The 22,817-nt window shown below is 54.2% G+C and carries 12 protein-coding genes; 3 read left to right on the plus strand and 9 right to left on the minus strand.

All coding sequences use genetic code 11. The features are described from left to right. Window positions 1-152 precede the first annotated feature (152 nt). The 3 genes from ACYVC2_RS16295 to ACYVC2_RS16305 form a co-directional block, all read right to left on the minus strand. Window positions 153-2,561, minus strand: a complete 2,409-nt coding sequence (locus tag ACYVC2_RS16295) for an ABC transporter permease (protein ID WP_461103552.1) — start codon at window positions 2,559-2,561, stop codon at window positions 153-155. 87 nt (window positions 2,562-2,648) lie between these two features. Further along, window positions 2,649-5,036 (minus strand): ABC transporter permease, encoded by a 2,388-nt coding sequence (locus tag ACYVC2_RS16300; protein WP_461103554.1) that lies wholly within the window; start codon window positions 5,034-5,036, stop codon window positions 2,649-2,651. A 104-nt stretch (window positions 5,037-5,140) separates the two neighbouring features. Continuing rightward, window positions 5,141-7,564 (minus strand): ABC transporter permease, encoded by a 2,424-nt coding sequence (locus ACYVC2_RS16305; protein WP_461103556.1) that lies wholly within the window; start codon window positions 7,562-7,564, stop codon window positions 5,141-5,143. Window positions 7,565-7,895: 331 nt separating this feature from the next. On the opposite strand from ACYVC2_RS16305, the gene ACYVC2_RS16310 reads away from it, so the two are divergent. Further along, window positions 7,896-8,375, plus strand: a complete 480-nt coding sequence (locus ACYVC2_RS16310; RefSeq protein ID WP_461103558.1) for a Uma2 family endonuclease — start codon at window positions 7,896-7,898, stop codon at window positions 8,373-8,375. Between the two features lie 78 nt (window positions 8,376-8,453). Here ACYVC2_RS16310 and ACYVC2_RS16315 read toward each other — a convergent pair whose 3' ends face one another. Both ACYVC2_RS16315 and ACYVC2_RS16320 read right to left on the minus strand, forming a co-directional pair. After that, window positions 8,454-10,856 (minus strand): ABC transporter permease, encoded by a 2,403-nt coding sequence (locus ACYVC2_RS16315; RefSeq protein WP_461103560.1) that lies wholly within the window; start codon window positions 10,854-10,856, stop codon window positions 8,454-8,456. Window positions 10,857-10,926: 70 nt separating this feature from the next. Continuing rightward, complete coding sequence (locus ACYVC2_RS16320; protein WP_461103562.1) at window positions 10,927-11,529, minus strand: lipoprotein 17-related variable surface protein; 603 nt, start codon at window positions 11,527-11,529, stop codon at window positions 10,927-10,929. Window positions 11,530-11,601: 72 nt separating this feature from the next. On the opposite strand from ACYVC2_RS16320, the gene ACYVC2_RS16325 reads away from it, so the two are divergent. Then, the gene (locus ACYVC2_RS16325; protein ID WP_461103564.1) at window positions 11,602-12,078 is read left to right on the plus strand and encodes a Uma2 family endonuclease; all 477 of its coding nucleotides are present in this window, start codon (window positions 11,602-11,604) and stop codon (window positions 12,076-12,078) included. 50 nt (window positions 12,079-12,128) lie between these two features. Here ACYVC2_RS16325 and ACYVC2_RS16330 read toward each other — a convergent pair whose 3' ends face one another. From ACYVC2_RS16330 to ACYVC2_RS16345, 4 genes are all read right to left on the minus strand, one after another. Then, on the minus strand, window positions 12,129-14,594 hold the full coding sequence (locus ACYVC2_RS16330; protein ID WP_461103566.1) for an ABC transporter permease: 2,466 nt from the start codon (window positions 14,592-14,594) through the stop codon (window positions 12,129-12,131). 99 nt (window positions 14,595-14,693) lie between these two features. Beyond that, window positions 14,694-17,153 (minus strand): ABC transporter permease, encoded by a 2,460-nt coding sequence (locus ACYVC2_RS16335; RefSeq protein WP_461103568.1) that lies wholly within the window; start codon window positions 17,151-17,153, stop codon window positions 14,694-14,696. Between the two features lie 99 nt (window positions 17,154-17,252). Beyond that, the gene (locus tag ACYVC2_RS16340; protein ID WP_461103570.1) at window positions 17,253-19,658 is read right to left on the minus strand and encodes an ABC transporter permease; all 2,406 of its coding nucleotides are present in this window, start codon (window positions 19,656-19,658) and stop codon (window positions 17,253-17,255) included. Window positions 19,659-19,880: 222 nt separating this feature from the next. Continuing rightward, window positions 19,881-22,283 carry an ABC transporter permease gene (locus ACYVC2_RS16345; protein ID WP_461103572.1) on the minus strand — a complete coding sequence of 801 codons (2,403 nt, stop codon included), beginning with the start codon at window positions 22,281-22,283 and terminating at the stop codon, window positions 19,881-19,883. A gap of 41 nt (window positions 22,284-22,324) precedes the next feature. Between ACYVC2_RS16345 and ACYVC2_RS16350 the strand changes: the two genes are divergently transcribed. Next, window positions 22,325-22,768 carry a hypothetical protein gene (locus ACYVC2_RS16350; protein ID WP_461103574.1) on the plus strand — a complete coding sequence of 148 codons (444 nt, stop codon included), beginning with the start codon at window positions 22,325-22,327 and terminating at the stop codon, window positions 22,766-22,768. The last annotated feature ends 49 nt before the right edge of the window (window positions 22,769-22,817 follow it).

The raw sequence follows: 22,817 nt of genomic DNA on the forward strand, positions 1-22,817 counted from the left end.
AAACGCAGAACCTGCGCTTTCTACCTATGCCCAAATGTCGTACCAAAGGGTTAAATTGCTGACAGATAGAGGTATGGGCGGTCTTACTTTATAGGTGTTGTCCGCAAACGGACGATTCGGCGGACAAGTCCGGGCCGCCGGAGCGGTTCGGACTACTCACTTCGCAAACTTTTCACCGGGTTCATCAACGCGGCTTTCAGGGATTGCACCGAAACCGTGGCGAAGGTGATGAGCGTCGCCAGCAGGAGGGTCGCGCCGAAGTACCACCACGCCAGCTCGATCCGGTACGTGTAATCCTGCAACCAGGCGTGCATCAGCCACCAGCCCAGGGGCGCGGCCACCAGGAAGCCCAGCAGAATTAACCGGCCAAACTCCCGACCGAAGAGCCAGAGAATCTGCCCGAGTCTGGCCCCCAGCACTTTGCGAACCCCGATTTCTTTCATCTTCGATTCGGCCATAAAGGAAACCAGCCCATATAATCCCAGACAGCCGATCAGAATAGCAATCAGCGAGAAGACCTGCGCAAATCCCAGCATAATGGTTTCGGCGGTGTAGAACCGGTCCAGAATCTCATCCATAAACTGAAAATGAAAGACCTGCTCGGGAAACAAGCCATTCCAGACGGTTTCCACCTGCTTCAGCGTTTGGGGTAGGTTGGTAGAACTAAGTTTCAGCGCGGCCATCTGGTTCTCGGAGAAATTCTTGAAAATGACCAGGGGTACGACGCCTTTTCGGAGTGAGTTGACGTGAAAGTCGTTGACGACACCGACAATGGTATGATCGGTTCCCCAAACGTTGAGGTGTTTTCCCAGCGTCTCGTCTGCCGATTTCAGGCCCAGTCGCTTCACCAGCATCGCGTTGATCAGGATTTCGTGCACAGACGTATCGTTGGTTCGGAAATTGCGACCTGCCAGTAGCTTCAACCCGAACAGGGGGACGTAATGCATGTCGCCAACTTTCGTCCTGGTTTCGAATTTTTCGGGTTCTGTTCGGTTGTCGTAGGTAAAAGTGGTTTCGTTGATGTTGTTCGACGCAGGCGGGGCGTTGCCCAGGGTCACATCCTGAATGGCGCCGATCTGAAGCAACCGGCTCCGTAGGGTTTCCTGCTTGAGCGGATCGGCGCTCGGCACCGGAATCGTCAGGACGGTCTCGCGGGTAAAGCCTAAGTCCATATTCCGGACGTAGTTCAGCTGGGCCATGATCACCAGTACACTGATGACAAACAATTGGGTGATGAAAAACTGAACGACCACCAGCCCCCGGCGCACCGAAATACCACCCACCTGATCCGTCGTCATTTTTCGGCGCAAAGCGGCAATCGGATTGAAGCCCGACACAACGAGCGACGGATAGAAACCAGCCAGCACAATCACCAGCCCGATCAGCAATAGGAACAGCGCCAGCGATCTGGGTTCCAGTAGTGCCGTCAGCGAGAACGTAACGTTGAAAACCGCCATCGCTTTGCTGACGGCTGGCAAACTAGCCTGCGCCATGCCGAGCGCCAGCGCGACAGCCGCCAGGGTAATTATCGCCGTTTCGGTCATGAACTGGCCGAACAACTGACCGCGCGTACTGCCCATGGCTTTCCGAACGCCCACTTCCTTCGACCGTCGAAGCGCGTGCGCTGTAGCCATGTTGATGAAATTGATGCAGGCCGCCAGTACCAGAAACAAACCGACAAATCCCAGGGCGTACATGAGTTGCCGCTGCACCTTGCCGCCGTAATTAATATTAAAATGCACATCGCTGAGCGGTTGCGCATGAAAATGATAAATGCCCGCGGCCTGGGCGGTATAGTGCTTCCGGACAACGGCTGGCAAACTGGCTTCCAACTGGCTGACCGGCGTTCCTTCGCGTAGAGTCACGTATGTCATCTCCTCACTGTCGAGGTTTTCCCAGTCCTGAAACGACTGGGCCACGTCGGGCCCCAGACTCGGTACGGTGTTGTACGAAATATAAACTTCATCGCTCAGGTTAGTGGCCGTCGGGTGGTCTTTCAGCACGCCGGTGACCGTCAGATTCAGGGCGTTGTTCAGCCGGAGCGTCCGACCGATGGGATTGGCTCCCCCGAAATATTTGCGGGCGTATTTCTGAGTCAGTACAACCGAGTTGGGTTTACTCAGGGCGACCTGCGGATTACTGGTAGCCCATTGAAAATCAAAGACGTCGAATAGCTTCGGGTCGACAAACGCCACGGCTCGGTCTTCCTGAAATTTCTTCAAAAATCCACCCTGTGCGTTGGGTAAGCTTAGCAAACCACTGCGCATTCGTTTGATGCGGGCCGCCGTTTCGATGAACGGATAGTCCCGGCGCAGCACCTCGGCCAGGGCTTTGGGTGTGCCGCGCGAATAGGTCGTGTTTTCGTGGGTAAGTTCAGCAACGATGCGGTAGATCCGGTCGGCTTTCTGGTGATGGGTGTCGAAGCTCAACTGAAACCCAACGACCAGGAAAACCAGAATGCCGCACGCCAGCCCAACGGCTAACCCGACGATATTGAGCAGACTGTAGGTCCGGTACCGCAGCAGCGTTCGGAACGTGATGGTAAGGTAGTTGCGTAGCATAGGCATAGAGGTAAGGGGAAAGGGGTAGGGCAGAGGGGGTAGGGGTCGGGGGTAAGGGCCCGGGGCCAACCACCCTCTGCCCTATCCCTACTCACTCCGTAAACTCTTCACGGGATTTACCAGCGCGGCTTTGACACTTTGGTAGACGACAGTAGCCCAGCAAATGAACAGCGTGAGCAGGCAGGCGGCTATGAAGACCCAAACGCCAATATCGGTTTTATAAGGGAAATTCTGTAGCCACGTATACATCGAATACCAGGCAAGCGGAATGGCTATCGGAAACGAGAACAGGACCAGCTTCGTGAAGTCGCGGGATAGCAGCAACACGACACTCGATACCGATGCGCCGAGGACTTTGCGCACCCCGATTTCTTTGATGCGCTGCTCCGTTGTGAACGTCGCCAGGCCAAACAAACCCAGGCAGGCAATCAGGATGGTCATGGCCGAAAAAGCGGTGAAAATTCGCCCGCGCACTTCATCGGCTTTATACGCCGACTCGAAATCCTGATCCAGAAAGCGATATTCGAATAGTCGGTCGGGATACGCTTCGCGCCATTTCTGGCCGATAAACGCGACGGTTTTATCGATGTTTTGTGGCTCAACTTTAATGTGTATGACCGGATTGGACCGGCCGCAGAGCATGATCAGCGGCTCGATCGGGCTGTAGAGCGATTGTTGGTGGAAGTCTTTCACCACACCGATCACCTGCGCCGTGGGCGGAGCCGGTTGCCCATTCTGGGGCAGGCCTCCCAGAATGACTTTTTTGCCCAGCGGTTCTTTCCAGCCCATCCGGTCGACTACTGCCTGATTGATAATGACTGAGTTGAGTGTGTCGGCGGGTATTTTATCGGAGAAGTCGCGACCGCTCAGGAGCTTGATGCCCATCGTTTTCAGGTAATTATAATCGATGCGCATGGGCTTGAATCCCATTTCTTTCAGACCCGTGTTCGACTCGACCGTAAAAATGACCCGCCCGCCGATGTTACTGGCGGGTGACGAAGCCGATGCTACCTGCCGAATGCTCGGATTGGCCAGCAACTCATTTCGGAGGGCGTTGTAGCTAGCGGAGGGTTGCTGGTTCTGATAATCGATGGTCAGCACCTGCTCCTGGTCGTAGCCAAGGTCGTGGTTGCGCATGAAATTCAGTTGCTTGTACACGATCCAGGTGCAGATGAGCATCGTCAGCGAGATCGAGAATTGGGCAACGACCAGGGCTTTCCGGAAGAAACTCCCCCCTTTCGCGTTAAACGCACCCTTCAGGACCGTTGCTGGTTCGAAGGCTGACAGATAAAACGCCGGATAACTACCGCTGATGAAACCCGTAAACACCACGATCGCCAGCGCAATCAGCAGAAACTGAGGCTGGAGAAGTTCCTGGAACTGAATTTCTTTGCCCGAAACGGTATTGAAAAAGGGTAGCAGCACAACCACCAGAACCAGGCTGGCAGTCAGCGACAGTACCGTCATCAGTACGGATTCGGTCAGAAACTGGGCCATCAATCGGCTCCGCAGCGATCCCATCACCTTCCGAAGCCCTACTTCTTTGGCCCGTTTGGCCGAACGGGCGGTGGCCAGATTCATGTAGTTGATGCTGGCAATCAGCAGCATAAAGAAAGCTACCGCACTGAAGGTATAGACGTAGCCGATGTTCCCATTGGACTCGCCTTCCATGTTTGAATACAAATGGATGCGGGTTAACGGCTGTAGTTCGTAGGTGACTTTGATTCCCATCCGCTTGAAAATCGGGCCAATGTACTTGTCATATACCTGCGGAAATTTACTTTCGAGAATTTTGGTATCGAAGTTTTCGGGTAGCACCAGGTAGGAGTACAGATAAAAACCGCCCCAGTTGGTGGCCTGGTTTCGTTCATTCTGCCCGATGGACATCAGGCCGTTGAAGGTGAAATGGGAGTTCTTCGGAACGTCTTCCAGTACAGCCGTCACTTTATAAAACGTCGTGTCGTTGGTTTGCAGCGACTGCCCGACCGCGCTCTTTGAGCCGAAAAATTTCTGCGCGGCTTTCTGCGTCAGCACGACGCTACCGGGCTGCGCCAGCGCCGTTCGGGGGTCGCCTTCCACAAACTTATAGCTGAACACATCGAAGACGGTGGAATCGGCGGCATAGATATCGTCTTCATAAAACCGCTTGTCGCCCTGCCGGAACATAACCCGACCGTACGGAAAAAACCGGACGTAATTTTTGACGAACGGATAGTCTTTCTTCAAAGTCGGCGCCAGCGCGGGTTGGGTGCTGCTCCAGCGATTCACTTTGTCGGGCTCGGTGATGTGCGAGACAATCCGGTAAATCTGAGACGCTTTGGTCTGGTAGCGGTCGTAGCTCAGTTCATCCGTAACGTACAGCAGCAGGAGCAGACCACAGGTAACGCCGATGGTCAGTCCCAGAATGTTGATCAGGCTATAGAATTTGTCTTTCCGCAAATTCCGCCAGGCGATTTTCAGGTAGTTCGTTAGCATAGGGGGTAGGGGTAAGGGCAGAGGGTGTAGGGCAAAGGGGAGATGTGTAGGGGCATAGGGGCATGGGGCCAGTCACCCTCTTCCCTTACCCCTTTGCCCTACAATTATTCACTTCGCAAACTTTTAATCGGGTTCACCAGCGCGGCTTTGATGCTCTGGAAGCTGACCGTTAGCAGGGCGATGCCCACGGCCAGCACACCGGCTAAGGCCAGCATCCACCATTCAACTTTGATGCGATAAGCGAAATCCTGTAGCCAGCGATCCATGGCGTACCAGGCTAAGGGTGTGGCCAGGACGATCGCGATGGCCACCAGTTTGAGGAAATCCCGCGAAAGCAGGCCCACAATACTGGGCACGCTGGCGCCGAGCACTTTGCGCACGCCGATCTCCTTGGTGCGCTGCTCGGCCGTGAACGTTGCCAGACCGAACAGACCCAGGCAAGCCACGAAAATGGTCAGCCCGGCGAAAATACCCAGAATCCGGCCGGTTTTCTGTTCGGCCAGATACGTGTCGTTGAAACGCTCGTCGAGGAACGAGTACGTAAAGGGCGCTTCGGTCGTCAATTGCTCCCACTGTTTTTTCAACGTAGCCAGCAGCCCACTGATGTCTTTGGTTTTGATCTTCACAATCACCGTACCCGAAGTTTTACCCAGCACCATGACCAATGGCGAAATCTGCTCATGCAGCGATCGAAAATGAAAATCTTTGACAATGCCTATCACACGGAGCGTTGTCTTTTTGCCAGCATTATCGGTGCTGTTGATGGTATGGCCAATGGCTTTTTCGCCCCAGCCTAACGTTTTGGCGGCTGTCTCATTCAAAATTACCCCCGACGAATCCGTACCATACGCTTTCGAGAAGTTTCGGCCGTACGCCATTTGCATGCCCAGCGTTGGAATATAATTGTAATCGACATCGTAGCGTAGCGTTTTTACCAGCTGGGTCGAGTTACTTTCGGGATAGACCATGAAATTATTGTTGTTGCTTGGCCCCGCTGGCAAATACCCCGACGTACTGACGTTCACTACCCCAGGGTCCTGCATGATCTGATTTCGGAACACCTCTTCTTTTTTGTCGAGCAACCACGTCTCAGGCAGCACCAGTACCTGATCTTTCTCATAGCCTAATCGCTTGTTCTGGATGTAGTTAAGCTGTCTGTATACGACCGTTGTACCGATCATCAGCGTAATGGAAATAAAAAACTGAACCACGACCAGTCCGCTACGCAGGCCAATACTTTTTCGGTCGCCCGTAAATTTGGTACCTTTAAGTACCTGAACCGGTTTGAACGACGACAGGAAAAAGGCAGGGTAGCTTCCGGCCAGTATGCCTACCAGAATTCCAAGCAGTAATAAAGCCGCCAGCAGCCAGGGACTGGTAGTGAAATTTAAGGTCAACTCCTTTCCTGCCAGCTCGTTGAAGAGCGGTAGGGCCAAATAAACGACAGCCACCGCCAATACCAGGGCAATCGCCGTCAGTAACAGCGACTCAATCAGAAATTGTGAAGTCAGGCTTTGCCGGACCGATCCCATCACCTTCCGAATGCCCACTTCTTTGGCCCGTTTCGAGGCTCCAGCCGTCGACAGATTCATGAAGTTGATACAGGCGATCAGCAGCATAAATAAGGCAATGGCTCCGAAAATGTAGACGTACTGAATGTCGCCGGGAGGAGTCAGGTCGTAGCCAAACGACGCATGCAGGTGAATATCCGTCAGTGGCATCAAATACAGGCCAAGGTTATTTCCTTTCTGTCGAAACTGGCTGTAGCTCATGCCGAATGCCTGCTGGATCTGCGGACCCATGTATTTCTCCACCGCCTGGGGCAGTTTGGCCTCCAGTTGTGTGTAGTCGTATCCTTTCGGCAAGGTCAGGTACGTGAAGAACTCTGAAGTCATCCAGGACGTTGATTTTGCGTCGGGCAAACCGGCCATCGACAAAAACATGTCGAAATGAAAATGGGAGTTAACGGGTACTTTGTCGATGACACCGGTAACTTTATAGACCGTATTCCAGCTTTTAATGGTTAAGAGCTGCCCCATTGGGTTGGTTTCGCCGAAAAACTTCTGCGCCATCGCCTGCGTAATAACGGCCGTATTTGGCTGGACCAGCGCCGTTTTGGCATCGCCCTGAATCAGCGGAAGCGTGAACACCTGAAAGAAATTGGAATCGACATAGGCTAACCGGTCATCCCGAAACGTTTTGTCGCCGACCGTAATGAATGGCGCCCCCGCTGTACGAATTCGGGTGGCTTCTTCCACTTCCGGATAGTCGGCTTTCAGGGTCTGCGCCACCGGTGGCATCACGTGAGCCTCCTTCATGGTTCCTCCCTGCATCGTCCCCTGAAAAAAGACCCGCACAATTCGGTCGGCCTTTTCGTTGTAGCGGTCGTAACTCAGTTCATCGAGCACAAACAGGCTGATGATCAGGCACGTAGCCAGACCAATGGCTAGTCCGACAATGTTGATGGCTGAGAACGCTTTGTTGCGGACCAGGTTCCGCCAGGCAATTTTGACGTAGTTCGTTAGCATAGGGCGTTGGGCCGAGGGCATGATGTTAAACGCTGGGTATATACGCCCAAATCACGTACCACGATTCTAAGTGGTTAGTTGTCAGTAGCTTGTCGTTATTGCACGTTCGGAAAATGTCCGCAAACGGACGGCGTGCGGACGGTAGCGGACAGGGGCATAGGGCAGAGGGGTATGGGGCACAGGGCATGGGGGTGAGGGTAAAGCGCACTCCTACCCTTACCCCTCTACCCCATGCCCTCTACCCTCCGCCAAAGAATTACTGAGGAGTAAGTAACTGTTTATTTGTTATGATTATCTTTGATTTTCACTCTGCCAAAAAATACTGTCGATTATGGATGCAATCATCGAACAAGTATCTGATTACGAATTGGAGCGCGGTAAACCCATGCCAACACTGAACCATTCAATTATACAAGGCAACTTGACTTTTGCGCTAAAACTTCATTATCGAGACCAGTATTCTATCCTCCCTGAAATCAATATTACCATGCCCCAACGGCCTGATGCCGTGCCAGATATTGCTATCTACCCAAAGCTGCAAAGCGATTTTATGCACGACGTGACCTCGATGACCGAGATGCCGCTGACAGTTATAGAAATCATTTCTCCTTCTCAGTCTGATGCTGACATTGTGGCTAAGTTTGAACGCTATTTCAACGCAGGCGTAAAATCCTGCTGGCTGGTCATGCCCAGCTTTCAGGCTATTTCGGTTTATTCCTCGTTCGGCAAATACCGCTTCTTCTCCGAAAATGATACCCTTACTGACGCTGTCACCGGTATCGAGTTGGGGGTTAAGGAAATTTTTGGGTAGTGAAAAGGGAAGGGCAGAGGGGGAAGGGCAGGGGCAAGAGTATGTTTTTTTCCTCTGCCCTTTCCCCTCTGCCCTTCCCTACTCAGATCGCAAACTCTTCACGGGGTTCAGCAGCGCGGCTTTTACGCTTTGGAAACTGACGGTTAATAAAGCAATCAGGATTGTAAAACAGGACGCGCCGATAAACAACCAGCCGCTTAGATGAACGTGAAACGGGTAGGTGTCGAGCCAGCGATGGAGCGATAGCCAGGAAATCGGTACCGCAATCAGGAGCGCAGGCAGGAGCAGCCAGAGCAGGTCGCGGGAGAGCAGAGTCGCTACTTCGGTAACCGATGCCCCGAGTACTTTGCGCACCCCGATTTCTTTGGTACGCCGTTCGGCCGAGAAAGTGGCGATGCCAAACAAGCCCAGGCATGAGATGAACAGACACAGTCCGGCCGCCCAGGTAATCATCTGCCGAAGCCGCACTTCCAGGTCATACTGCTGTGCCAGAACCGCATCCAGAAACTGAGCGTGGTAAAAATGCTGCGGGATAACTTTCTGGAAGGTGCGAGCCAGCAAAGCCATCGTCTGGGCGGTTGTTTTCGGCTGAATCCGAAGCCAGATTTCTCCGAAAGCCAGTTCCGCATCGCCCACGAACACCTGCGGTCGGATGGTTTCGTGCAGCGACGAAAAATGGTAATCGCGGACCACACCCACCACCCGGTATGCCTTCTGATTTCGGTCGGGAAAAACAACCCGTTGACCAATCGGTTGTTGCCAGCCAGCCTCCCGAACGAAGCTTTCGTTGACCAGCGCATTGTCGAGCGTATCGGACGCGTAGGCTGTCGAGAAGTTGCGCCCCTGCGCTAGTTTGATCCCCATCGTCGGCAGGTAGTTTTCATTGATGCGCAGGTAATTCACGTCGATCGTTTTCGCTTCGGTTCGAACGCTGGTGTACTCATCGAGCCGGTTTTTGGCCGTCATACTGACAATGCCGGGCTGATTCGTGAGTTTTTGCCGGAACAGCCGGGTTGCTCTGTCGTTACCGTCTCGCAGGGTAGGCAGGTCCATGCGAACCAGGTTTTCGGGCTGGTAGCCCAGGTCTTTGGTGGTCAGGAAATCAAACTGTTTGAATACGGCGAGCGTGGCTACAATCAGAAAAACCGATAACGCAAACTGCACCACGACCAGACCCTGGCTCAGGTAATTCTTACCCTGAAGCGCCCCGCGTCCGTACAGCACCCGCGACGGATTGAATCTCGACAGCACAAAAGCAGGATAGGAACCCGCCAGCACGGCTGTGAGCATGAGCAGGCCTGCATAGGTCAGCACCAGCCGGATGTCGAGCAGATACGCCAGGCTGAGCTGCTGACCGGCAACGGCATTGAAAAACGGTAGAACGAGCTGCGCCAGTGCAAGCGCCAAACCGAATGCAACCGTACTGAGCAGCAGCGATTCGCCCAGAAACTGTCCGATCAACTGACTGCGTTTGCCACCGACGACCTTCCGTACGCCCACTTCACGTGCTCGGCGGAGCGAGCGGGCAATGGTCAGATTGACAAAATTTATGCAGGCAATCGTCAGAATAAACACGGCCAGGCCACCCAGCAGATACAGCATAAGCGGACTAGTCGGCATGGCGAGTTCGTTGCCTCCGCCATAGTCCAGGGTCAGGTGAATGTCGGTCAGGGGCTGCAGCCCAAACCGGCGCTGTTCCGGATAGCCACGTTCCTGAGCCGCTTTGGCAACCTGCTCCCGGCCCAGCACAGCAAAGACCTGGCCCAGTTTTCGCTCGACCGCGGCCGGATCCGCATCCGGTCGAAGAACGAAGAACGTAGCCAGATACTGACTAAGCCACTGGTCGTTCTTATAATTACGTTCGAGGTAGTCGAACGACAGCAGCATTTCGAACTGTAGCGATGAGTTGGGGAGCGGATTTCGGGCAACCCCCGTTACGACTAACGGCTCGAACGCACCGTTCATCTCCACACCCAATGTTTGCCCCAGCACGTGGGTCGTCCCGAAGTATTTCAGCGCACTTTTTTCGGTCAGTACAACCGAGTTGATCGTGCTGAAAACCGACCGGGGCGTGCCTTCCAGCAGCGGTAGCGAGAAGGTCTGAAAGAAATTGGTGTCGACATAGTGCGCATCCTGATAAAACCCTTCCCTGTCGCGCCGAACGTTGAACGAAACGCCCATCATCCGCGTCATCGACTCGATATCCGGAATGCTGCCCGCAAACGAAGGACCATGCACGGCCCCGGTATTGCCCGTTCGGTTTTTCAGTTCCGTTCCATCCGCGTTGGTGGTTGTCGTGGTCAGTCGGTAAATGCGGTCTGCCTTGTCGAGAAACCCATCGAAGGTTAGTTCGTTTTTGAGGTACAGCGTAATCAGCAGCACACAGGCCAACCCCAGGCTTAGCCCCGACAAGTTGATCAGCGTGTAGGCTCGCTGGTTGACCAGATTCCGCCAGGCGATTTTCAGGTAGTTCAGGAGCATAGGGGAAAGGGGTAAGGGCAGAGGGGGTAGGGTGTTGCTGGGAGGAGTACGACTCCTGGCGAAAGGCCTGTTAGTTGCTGGCAGCCGGAATGCCAATTTCTTTTTCGATCTCGTCGATGATGCGCTGCCGCTCCTGCTGCGACTTGTCGCGGGCGTTGAGCGTACGCTCGTAGGTAATCTCTTCCCCGTCTTTCTGGAATTTATACCGTAGATACAGCTTCCCCGATTCCGAGTCGTAGTTCACTTCCTTGGTGTACGGATTCTTTCCGCCGACGGCTACGGCCTGCTTATTTCCTTCGCTAACCCATATTTTGGGCTTATCCCCGGTAATCATGGTTACCGACTCATGATCACGATCCAGACGGGGAGCTTTAGGTGCTTTGGGCGCAGCCGGGGCACCAGGGGCTTTCGGGAGGGTCGGGGGCTCGGGCGGTTCGGGCATGTTGATGTTGAGCGAATCCAGCACCCGTTCGCGCAGGGCGTTTCGTTCAGTCAGGCTCAGGTGCGAGACATCGTAGCTACGGTCGTAATCAACCGGTTTGCCGTCGATGGTGCCCTGTACCTTGATCGACAGGGTTTTTTCGTCGTCGTTAATGCTGCGACTGATCGATGAATGTTGCGCAGCGGCCAGATAGCTGGTTAGTGCCAATAAGCTGGTTATAAGCGTTTTCATGTTATTGAAGATTTGTAATAGAATCGGTATGTTGTGTATATTTGATCTTGAATCTGAAAAGCCCGTTTCGTTATGGAAACTTTTGTTGATATCCTTTCCGACTATGAGCGTGAACGAGGTAAACCCATGCCTAATCTTACCCACGGTTCTATCCAGGCTAACCTGGTGTTTGAGCTTAAAACTGTTTATCGAAGTCAGTACCGCATTGCCAGCGAAGTAACCCTGGCTACGCTGCCCGATGGAACTACGCCCGACGTTGTCATTTATCCAGCCATTACACTGGATTATCAGCATGAACCGTCCAAACGTACCGACGCTCCTTTGGTTTGTATCGAGATACAGTCGCCGTCGCAGAGCCTGGAACAAATGGTTGATAAAACAGACATTTATTTCAGCTTTGGTGTAAAGTCCTGCTGGATCGTGGTCCCGGCTGTAAAAGGCATATTTGTTTACGATCGTCCGGGGCATTATCAATTTTTTTACGAAGCCGACACACTGCACGACCCAAATACCGGCTTTACGGTTCAGCTACCAACTATTTTTGAGTAGGGAAGGGCATGGGGCAGGAGCGCGTTTTACCCTCTGCCCCATGCCCTTCCCTACTCCGACCGCAAACTCTTCACCGGATTCATCAGCGCGGCTTTGATGCTTTGAAAACTGACGGTGACGAAGGCAATGGCCAGCGCCAGCGCACCCGCCCCGACGAAGACCCACCATGGCATGTCGATTTTGTAGGCAAAATTCTGCAGCCACTGATGCATGGCCCACCAGCCGATGGGTGTCGCAATCAGAATGGCTATCAGCACCAGCATCAGGAAATCGCGGGAGAGCAACAGCACAATGTTGGTTACGCTGGCGCCGAGCACTTTCCGGACGCCAATCTCTTTCGTGCGCTGCTGCGCGGCAAAAGCGGCCAGCCCGAATAAGCCCAGGCACGAAATCAGAATGGAAATAGCCGTGAAATAACCCACAATGCGCGACGTTCGGGCCTCGGCTTCGTAGTTCTTCTGAAAATCTTCGTTGACGAACGTATACTGGAAGGGTTCGTCGGGGCGCAGGGTTTTCCATTTCTGTTCCAGAAAAGCCAGCACCGACTCCATGTTGGCGGTGTTGACGTGTACCAGTAAATGGTTATAGTTAGGCTGGCTGTTCAGCAGAAACGTGTACGGTTGAATAGCCTGGTGCAGGTTTTCGAAATGAAAATCTTTCAGCACGCCCACAATCTCGTACTGATTTGTTTGGCCCTGCCAGTCGAAATTCAGCTTCTGCCCAACCGCCTTCGTCAGCGGAATCTGGAATTTTCGTAAGGTGGCTTCGTTAACGACGATCCGGTTGCTGGTATCGCCGGGGAACTGCCGGGAGAACATCCGCCCCGTAAGCAGTTTGAAGCCCATATTCTGCAGGTAGTCATAATCGACCCAGTCGGTTTTGATCGACTGGCCGGTCAAGGGCCCCTGTTCCGGCCGGTACAGCAAAAAGTCGGTGGCGTTATTGATACCGGGGTAATACTGGGTTCCGGCCGCGCCCAGTACCTGATGGTTTCGCTGGATTTCGTTGCGAAGGGGCCTGTAAATGTCGCGCGCTTCCTTGCTGCTCAGTGGAATGGCAATCTGCTGATCCTGTGTAAAACCCAGCGATGCGTTTCGCAGGTAGCGCATCTGCTCCTGAATGACGAACGTTGCCAGCACCAGCCCGACGGAAATCACGAACTGAAACACAACCAGCCCACGACGTAACGCAACGGCCGACAGGGTATTTGTAAATTTCCCTTTGAGTACCTGCGCCGGATTGAACAGCGACAGATAAAAAGCCGGATAACTGCCCGCAAACAGTCCCGTAAGCAACGCCAGGCCAATAAACGCCAGGATGATGCGGGGTTCTGCCAGCTCGGAAAAATGCAGCGATTTAGCCGTCAGCTGATTGAATACCGGCAGCGAGAGCATTACAAGCCCCAGCGCAATCACCAGTGCCAGCAGCGACAGCACCATCGATTCGCCCAGAAACTGCCCGATCAGCGAACCCCGTTCGGCGCCCATCACCTTTCGGACCCCGACTTCGGCCGCCCGTTTAGCCGATCGGGCCGTCGACAGATTCATGAAGTTGATGCAGGCAATCAGTAAGGTGAAGATGGCAATCGACGCCAGTATGTACAGGTAGGTTCGGGTGTTGGTGGGCGTAACCACGGTGCCGATCTGGTCGTAAAGGTGCAGGTCGGGAACAGGAACCAGAAACAGTTTTTTGCCGAAGCCCACGGCTTTCAGATCGTTGCTGGCATACTTCGCCATGAAGGCCGGGAATTTCTTCGCCAGTTGGGCGGGGTCAGCGCCGGGCCGTAGCTTCAGGTACGTCACAAACATGTTGTTGCAGCAGAAGTCCAGCTTCGAGTCGCGGAGGAACCCTCCGACCCACCCGGCCGAAATGGGCAGGAAGAATTTGGCGTCGATGTGCGAACGCGCGCTTTCGTCCCGATACACACCGGTTACTTTGAAATCCTCGCTATTTCCCGAAGTGCCACCAATGCGGATGATTTTGTTCAGCGCCGGGCGATCGCCAAACAGCTTGCGGGCAATAGCTTCCGACAGAACCACCGAATTCCGGTCGACCAGAGCGGTGCGAGCGTTTCCTTCCGTAAACTGGTACGAAAACAGCTCGAAAAAAGTCGAATCGACCTGATAGCCCTTGGTTTCGTAGAAAGATTTCACAGCTTTACCGCCTTCCCGAACCTGGAGCAGGGCCTTGTCGTCGATGATGTTGGACCACAGGCGGGCCACCTGGTCGATCTCCGGAAATTCGGCTTTCAGCGCAAACGCATACGGAGCCGATGCGGTCGAGCTGAGATCGCTTCCTGCGTCTTTACTGCCTTTGCCGATGATGGTTTCCTGCGCCATCAGGTACAATTCATGGGCATGCTGATGGTGCTTGTCGAACGACATTTCGCTGCGGATATACAGCAGCAACAGCAGGCAACAGGTCATCCCCACCGACAGTCCGAAGATGTTGATGACGGAGAACGATTTGCTTCTGAGCAAATTCCGAACGGCGATTTTGAGATAGTTTAGAAGCATAGGGGTAAGGGCGTAGGGGTAAGGGCAGAGGGCGTAGGGCGTAGGGGTAGGAGCATGGGGCCAGTCCCCCTCTGCCCTTACCCCTACGCCCTACGCTATTTACTCACTTCGCAAACTTTTAATCGGGTTGACCAGGGCGGCTTTGATGCTCTGGAAGCTCACGGTTAGGAGGGCGATACCGACGGCAAACAGACCGGCCAGGGCAAACATCCACCATTCGATATCAATCTTATAAGCAAATTTCTGTAGCCACTGATGCATGATATACCAGGCCAACGGCGAGCTGAGGACCAGTGCAACCAGAACGAGCTTTACAAAATCGGTGGAGAACAGGCCGAAAATATGCGCCGTCGACGCGCCGAGCACTTTCCGGATGCCGACTTCTTTGGTGCGTGTCTCAGCCATAAACGCTACCACGCCATACAGACCCAGGCAACCGATGAAAATGGCGATGCCTGCCAGCAGCCGGAAGAGCGAATACATCCGTTCTTCGGTCTGGTAGAAATTGGCGAGGGTTTCGTTCAGGAACGTATACCGGAACACGAAGTCGGGGAAGGTGGCATTCCAGGCCGTTTCGACGGTTTTCAGTAGCTGGCTGATGCGTTCGGGACTGGTATAACCCTCGGCCAGTTTAATTCCCAGATTACGGTATTGGTCGCGGTAGGAAGTCAGCACGCTGGGCTCGATCCGTTGGTGCAGTGAGAACATGTTGAAATCCTTCACGACGCCCACAATCGGCTTTTTCACGTCTTCGCCGTTTACGGTCATCAGCTTCCCGATGACCTGGTCAGGCTTTTGAAAGCCCAGCCGCTTCATAAACGCTTCGTTAATCACAAACTCCCGAATGCTGTCGGCAGGCTGGTACATGCGTCCGGCCAGCAGTCGCAGGCCGTAGGTGTGGATGTACGCCGTGTCCGCCGGGCGCATCAGTACGCCGTAATCCGGTTCTTTGTCTGAATTGCCGAACCGGAAACCCGTTGTCCAGTTGCTGGATGACGACGGAGTGGTCATGGCAAAGCTCATCGACTGAATACCCGGTAAACCTGTCAGTTTGGCTTTCAAACTCTCCAGCTGGCCTGGCTTTTTCTCAGGAATCAGGACCGATACCACGGCGTCGTGGCTGTATCCTAAATCGGCGGACCGGAAATAGGTCATCTGGTTGTAGGCGATGATGGTGCCGATGATGAGCAACTGTGAAATCGCAAATTGCCCCACGATCAGCCCCCGACGAAGTGACAGCTGTGCATTCCCGCTGCCCTGCGCCGACGCGCGGAGTTTGCCTTTCAGGGCCAGAATCGGCTGGTAACCCGACAGCACTAAGGCCGGATAAAAACCCGCCAGCCCGGTCGTGAGAATTCCCAGAATAAACAGAAATCCGATTACCGTTGGGTCGAACAGGTGAGCGGCCCCCGGTTTGATGTTGAGCAACTCGCCTACGTATGGCAGCGCAAGCTGTGCCACCAGTAAGGCAAGCACCATAGCCAAACCTGTCAGCACACCGGTTTCGCCCAGAAACTGCCGGACCAGTTGCCCGCGCGAGCTGCCCAGCACTTTCCGAACACCCACTTCCTTGGCCCGGCGGATGGCCTGTGCGGTGGCCAGATTGATAAAATTGACACAGGCCGTAACCAGAATAAACAAGCCGATCAGCGCCATCGCCCAGATCATTTCTTTGCTGACGGCTCGCTTGGCATAATTATCCGTTCGGGTGTCGAAATGGATTGCCGTCAGCGGTTGTAACTGGTAGCGCAGGTCATGCGCATCTTCGGGGCGGTGGTATTTTTTGACAAAGCCCGCCAGTTGCTGTTCCATCTGTGCCGAAGCGCTGGCCTGGTCGGCCGGACTGCCGGGCAGTTTCAGGTAAATCTGCGCCCCGCCGTAGGTCGACTGCCAGTCATCCCAGTTCGTATAAGCGCCGTACTGCTTCAGCGAAGCAAACGACAGTAGCATTTCAAACGGTACGCTCGTCGTGACGGGTAGTTCCTGCACGATACCGCTTACCACAAAATCCAGTTTGTTCTCAACCCGTAAGGTTTTGCCAATGGCCTGACTGGTGCCGAAATATTTCTGCGCCATCCGCTCGCTCAGCACTACGGTATTCGGGCTGGAAACGGAGGTTTGGGGGCTACCGCTTTTCCAGCCGTAATCGAACAGCCGGAAATATTCGGGTTCTACGAAGGCTACGACGCCATCGCCCTCCTGGAATTTTTTCGCAGCCCGGCCGCCCTTGTCCCGCACGCTCACCACCACATTGGCAATTCGGTTGACCAGAGTGATATCGTGCTTCAGGTTCGGAAAATCGTTTCGTAAGGCCGCCAGGGCTGGGAGTGGCATGCCTACATTCCGCCGGTCCTCGTTGGCGGTTATGTCATACGACACCATCCGATACACCTGATCGGCGTGGGCATTGTGCCGGTCGAAACTCAGCTCATAGCGAATGGCCAGAAACAGCAGCAGACAGCAGGCCAGGCTGAGCGTAAGCCCCAGCACATTGATGACCGAATAACTCCAGTTGCGCCTAAGCGCGCGAAGGGCGGTGGTGAGATAACTTTTGAGCATAGGGGTAGAGGGGGAAGGGCGGAGGGCATGGGGGTAAGGGTATGGGGCAGAGGGTACTACACCTCCCTTACCCCTGTGCCCTTACCCCTTCCCCCTACACTATTCCGACCGTAGTGATTTGATGGGATTGGTTAGGGCCGCTTTTATGCTCTGGAAACTGACGGTCAGGAGCGCAATCAGGACCGTCAGGCCACCCGCCAGCAGGAAAACCCACCAGTGAATGGTAGTGCGGTAGGCAAAATCAGCCAGCCAGGTGTACATCGCATACCAGGCGATGGGCGAGGCAATGACCAGCGCGATGAGCACCAGCTTCATGAAATCTTTCGAAAACAAAGCTACCAGGCTGGCTTCCGACGCCCCCAGTACTTTCCGGATGCCGATTTCTTTGGTGCGCTGCTCGGCCATGAACATCGACAATCCAAACAGACCCATGCAGGAAATCAGAATGGCGATACCGGCAAAAATACTGAACAGAATCTGTTGGGTCTGTTCGCGGGCGTAGAGCCGGTCGAAGCGTTCGTCCAGAAACTGGTAGTCGAACGGCCGTTCGGGGAAGAACTGCTTCCAGACCGATTCGACGTGTTGCAGGGCAGTTGGGATGTTGCCTTTCAGCGGCACCGAAATCCAGTTGAAGTTCTGGGTAGACATCACCATGGCAATGGCCGACATCTGCTGGTGCAGGGACTCGAAATGAAAATCCTTCGTGACGCCGATTACCTGCCCGTTGGTCGGGCCGTAGCGGAACCGTTTGCCAATGGCCTGGTCGGGTGTCCAGCCCAACTGCCGCACCGCCGTTTCGTTCAGAACGACCATCGAAGTATCGGTACCATAAGCGCGCGAAAAATTCCGGCCGGCCGCCATCGGAATCTGATAGGCTGTAATGAAATCATAATCGACGCGCAGGCCCCGCAGATTGATTTTGACCGGTGCCATGCTGTCGCCTTTAGCTGCCGAAGCATCCCAGGAATCGAGCAACCGACTCGACGGAATTCGCGACGAGCGACCCATGTCGCGGACGGCCCCCGTCTGGACGAGCTGCTGCTTGAGGGTTTCGTAATTCGTGGTCGAATCGCCGACGTCGCGCAGAAGCAGAACCTGATCTTTGGCGTAACCCAGCCGGTAATCCTGAATGTATTTCATCTGGTTATAGACCACCGCCGTGCTGATGATCAGCGCGATGGCAATGGCGAACTGCGTAACGACCAGCACCTGCCGCAGCTTGCCGGTCCGCATGGCCGAAACGATCTGCCCTTTCAGCACACCCAGCGGCCGGAACGACGTCAGAAAGAAAGCCGGATAGCTACCTGCTACCAACCCGGTCAGCAGCGTAATGCCGATCAGGATGCTGAGGAAAATTGGGTCGAGGAGTTGCTGGAACGACAGTTGCTTTTGAGTGAAATCGTTCAGCGCGGGCAGGCATAACACCACCAGCACGACCGCGATACTCAGCGCAAAGGTGACCAGCAGAATGGATTCGCTCAGAAACTGACCAATGAGCTGGGTGCGCAAAGCCCCTACAACCTTGCGCATCCCAACCTCTTTGGCTCGTCCGGCGGAGCGGGCGGTGGCCAGATTCATGTAGTTGATGCAGGCGATCAACAAAATGAACAGACCGATGGCCGAAAACAAATAAATATAGCTCATGTCGCCGGTAGGCTCCAGTTCCGAGTCGGTGTGCGAACGCAGGTGGATATCGGTTAGCTTCTGGAGGTTCAGCACCGACCATTTCGAGGGTTTGTTACCTTCTTCGGCAGGGATATGCTTATCCTGAAAAGCCGGGAAAGCCGCTTCTACACGTTTAGGGTCGACGCCCGGTTTTAGCAAAATATAGGTGCTGAAGGCGTTGTTTCCCCAATTGGTGCGCAGGCGTTCCGTGCCGTAAACACGGTTATCGTTGAACGTGCTGAATGACGCCAGAAAATTCGGGTGAAAATGCGCCTGAGCGGGTAGGGGTTCGAAGACACCCGTAACAGTCAGGTCGAACTGGTTATTCAGGCGAACAATTTTGCCCACCGGATTCTCGTGACCGAAATATTTCTCCGCCATAGGCCGGGAGAATAGGATCGAAAATGGATTGACCAGGGCATGGTCGGGGTTGCCGCTGAGGAGCTTGAAGTCGAAGACTTTAAACAGATTGCCCTCGGCAAAATAGAGGTCCTGCTCATTGAACGAGTGCTCGCCGTAGCGAATCAGCCCGCTGTTGTCGATCGTCCGAACTACCTGCTCGGCTTCCGGGAAATCCTGCCTGATCAGTGGACCAAAAGGCGGAGCCAGTTGCGCCAGCTTTAACGAGGGCGTACCTTCCGAGGAAAGGAATGTGCGGGATACCCGGTAAATGTGGTCGGCATGGGTGTTGTATCGGTCGTAGCTTAGCTCGTCTTTGACATAGAGCGCAATCAGCAGAAAACACGCCAGCCCGACGGCCACCCCCGTGATGTTGATGAAGCTGAAGGTTTTGTGTTTTCGTAAATTACGAAGGGCTATGAGCAGATAGTTTCGTAGCATGACTGGAGTAGAAGTTGGCGCCATACGAAACTGCCCAAATGCTATACCAGAAAATTAAATTACTGATAATCAGCAGGTAGCTTTGCGTTTTTGTAAAGAAGTGTCCGCAAACGGACGCGTTGCGTACAGTTACGGACAGAGGAAGGGCAGAGGGGTAAGGGCATGGGGCAGGCGAAGGGTAGAGAGTAGTCCAACCCCACGCCCTTATCCCTCTGCCCTTCCCTACTCCGACCGTAAACTCTTAACCGGATTCATCAGGGCCGCTTTCACGCTTTGAAAACTGACCGTCAGCAAGGCGATACCCACTGCCAGCGTACCCGCCAACGCGAAGATCCACCAGGCCATGTCGATTCGGTAGGCAAAATCCTGAAGCCACTGCTGCATGGCCCACCACGCAATCGGCGACGCGAGGATAATCGCGATCAGCACTAGTTTGAGAAAGTCTTTCGAGAGTAGTGTAACGATGCTGGTGACCGATGCGCCGAGCACTTTCCGAACCCCAATTTCTTTTGTGCGCTGCGTCACCACAAACGAAACCAGCCCGTACAGTCCAAGGCAACAAATCAGAATGGCAATACCCGTAAAGGTGTTGACCAGCCGGAAGATCAGGTTCTCGGTTTCGTAGCCCTTTGCCAACTGTTCGTCTAAGTAGGTGTACTCGAACACTTCGTCGGGGTAAAGCTTTTCCCATGTCTGCCGGATCAACTGGAGCGTCTGCGCCGGGTGATGCCCCGCTATTCGGATGCCCGCCTGCCTGAAAAACGGCGAGTGGCTGGCAATGAAACAGGGCTCAATTTTTTCGTGCAGCGAGCGCATGTGAAAATCGTTTACGACCCCCACGATGGGCAGCGCCACCGGCGATAGGTAATACTGCATTTTCTGCCCCAGAATCTGCTGGGGATTGCGGATGTGAAGCTTCTTTAAAAATGCTTCATTGACCAGGTACTCCCGAATCGTATCGCTCGGAACGATGTTGCGACCCGCCACCAGCTGCAAACCGTAGGTAGGCAGATAATCAGCATCGGCGATGCGCTCCCGGATCGGACTTTTTTCCCATTCTACCCGGCCATACAGGCGGAAGGAGCCGCCATTCTGAATCGGGGCCGACGGTGGGCGGTAGCTGGCGCTCACCGATTTGATGTCCGGGTATTGTAACAGTTCCCGTTTGAATGTCTCGCGGTGAGCTTTCTGCTGGTTAGGCAGCGTAACAACTACGATGTTATCTTTTCGGAATCCAAGATCGGCTTCACGCATGTACCGAACCTGATTGGCGACCACGAATGCCCCTACCAGCAACGCCTGACAAACCACGAACTGCAGCACAATCAGGCTTTGTCGGAGCGAGTAGTTTCCGCTTATGCGCAACGGAAGCTTCCCTGTCAGCGCTGCCCACGGACTGAAACCGGAGAGTACGGCCGCCGGATAGCCGCCCGCCAGCACAACCACCAGCGCCATCAGCAGGCCGATGAAACCAAGTGTGGACGCGGTTAGACGAAGCGACAGATCGGTGGACAGCCACTGGTTGAAGAGTGGTAAAGCGACCAGGGTGAGCACCAGAGCCAATGCCGTTGCTGTCAGCACGATCAGTATGGTTTCGAGCAGAAATTGACGGATGAGCTGACCGCGTGTGCTGCCCAGGGTTTTGCGGATACCCACTTCCTTGCTTCGGCGGAGGGCCTGCGCCGTGGCCATGTTGATAAAATTGATACAGGCCGTCAGCACCAGAAATAGCCCGACCAGCCCCAGCGCCCACAACAGCGTCGGACGAATAGCGCCCCCAACAACCCGTTTGACGTCGAAATGAACATCCCGCAACGGCTGCACATGAAACTGGAAAACATGAGCCATCTCGCCAAAATGCTTCTTCGAGAAGGCGGGCAGGGCGGCTTCCAGACTCTCGGCTGAGGCCGGGTCTTTCAATAGCACGTAGACCCGGTCCGTTGTGTTCAGATTGCCCCAGTCCTGCTGGTCGAAATCGGGGATAAGTGTGCTAAGGGTTGAGAGCGAGATGAATAAATTGATGTCGGTGTCGGTCGTTTTGGGCGGGTCGGCCAAAATGCCGGTTATGTTGGCCGTAACCAGATGATTCAGCCGCAGCGTTTTTCCCAGCGCGTCAGAATCGCCAAAATATTTCTTTGCCCAGGATTCTGTGAGCACCACGCTATTGGGTTCACGCAGGGCAGTTTTTGGATCTCCCTGAAGCCATTCATAATCCAGAATAGCAAACAGCTCGGGCTCGACCAGCGCCGTGCTTTTGTGTTCCAGAAAGCGCACGGGTTTATCTTTTTGCCTGGACGTGCCAACCTCTACAGTCAGTTCCCGGTTCATTTTCAGGTAAGCGGCCTGTTCAACCTGTGCGTAGTCAGTGCGCAACGCTTTAGCTACCGGCAGCGATGCTTCGGGATAGTATTCGACAGCGCCATCATCCAGGTGAAGGTCCAGAACAATGCGGAAAATGCGGTCGAAATGGGTGTGATGCCGATCGGTGCTGAGGTGGTACTGGATGAACAGAAAAATGAGCAGCCCACCCGCCATGCCCACGGTTAAGCCAACGAGGTTGAGGACCGTGTAGGTTCGCTGCGAACGCAGGTGGCGGAAGGCGATTTTGACGTAATTGCGAAGCATAAACGTTTTGGCTAACTTTGTTTACATCCAATCAGTTGATTATGTACTTTCCTGCCGTCACAGAACCCTCCCAAGTTGCCGAAGATTTGGTTATATGGGCCCCTATCGATCATCAACGGATTATTTCCCTGCTGACGATTGGGTTAGGCGTTTTATATCATCGCGAAAAGAGCATCTCGCTGGAGCCACTGCCCGAAACAATGCTTGACGAAGGCAAAGCCAGCCAGGTACCCGACGTATCTCTGCGGGATAATCTGACGGCTCAGACGCCGATCATTATCGAAGTATGTCATACGAATGGGTTAAAAGGCGATCTACGGAAAGTCATTCAATTGATAGACGAAGACATCTACGGCATCCGGGAAGGGTTTATCTATGATTACCGAACCCGCCAGTGGCTCCGGTATCGTTTCGGTGATGGCGGGCTAATCACCGAATCAGCCTTCTCCGACATTCTCCAGATGGACCTGAATCAGTTTCTCTAGTTCAACGACCCCTGCCCCGCGCTATCCCCGCCATTCCCTGCCTCAACCC

This window comes from Spirosoma koreense, assembly GCF_054777875.1.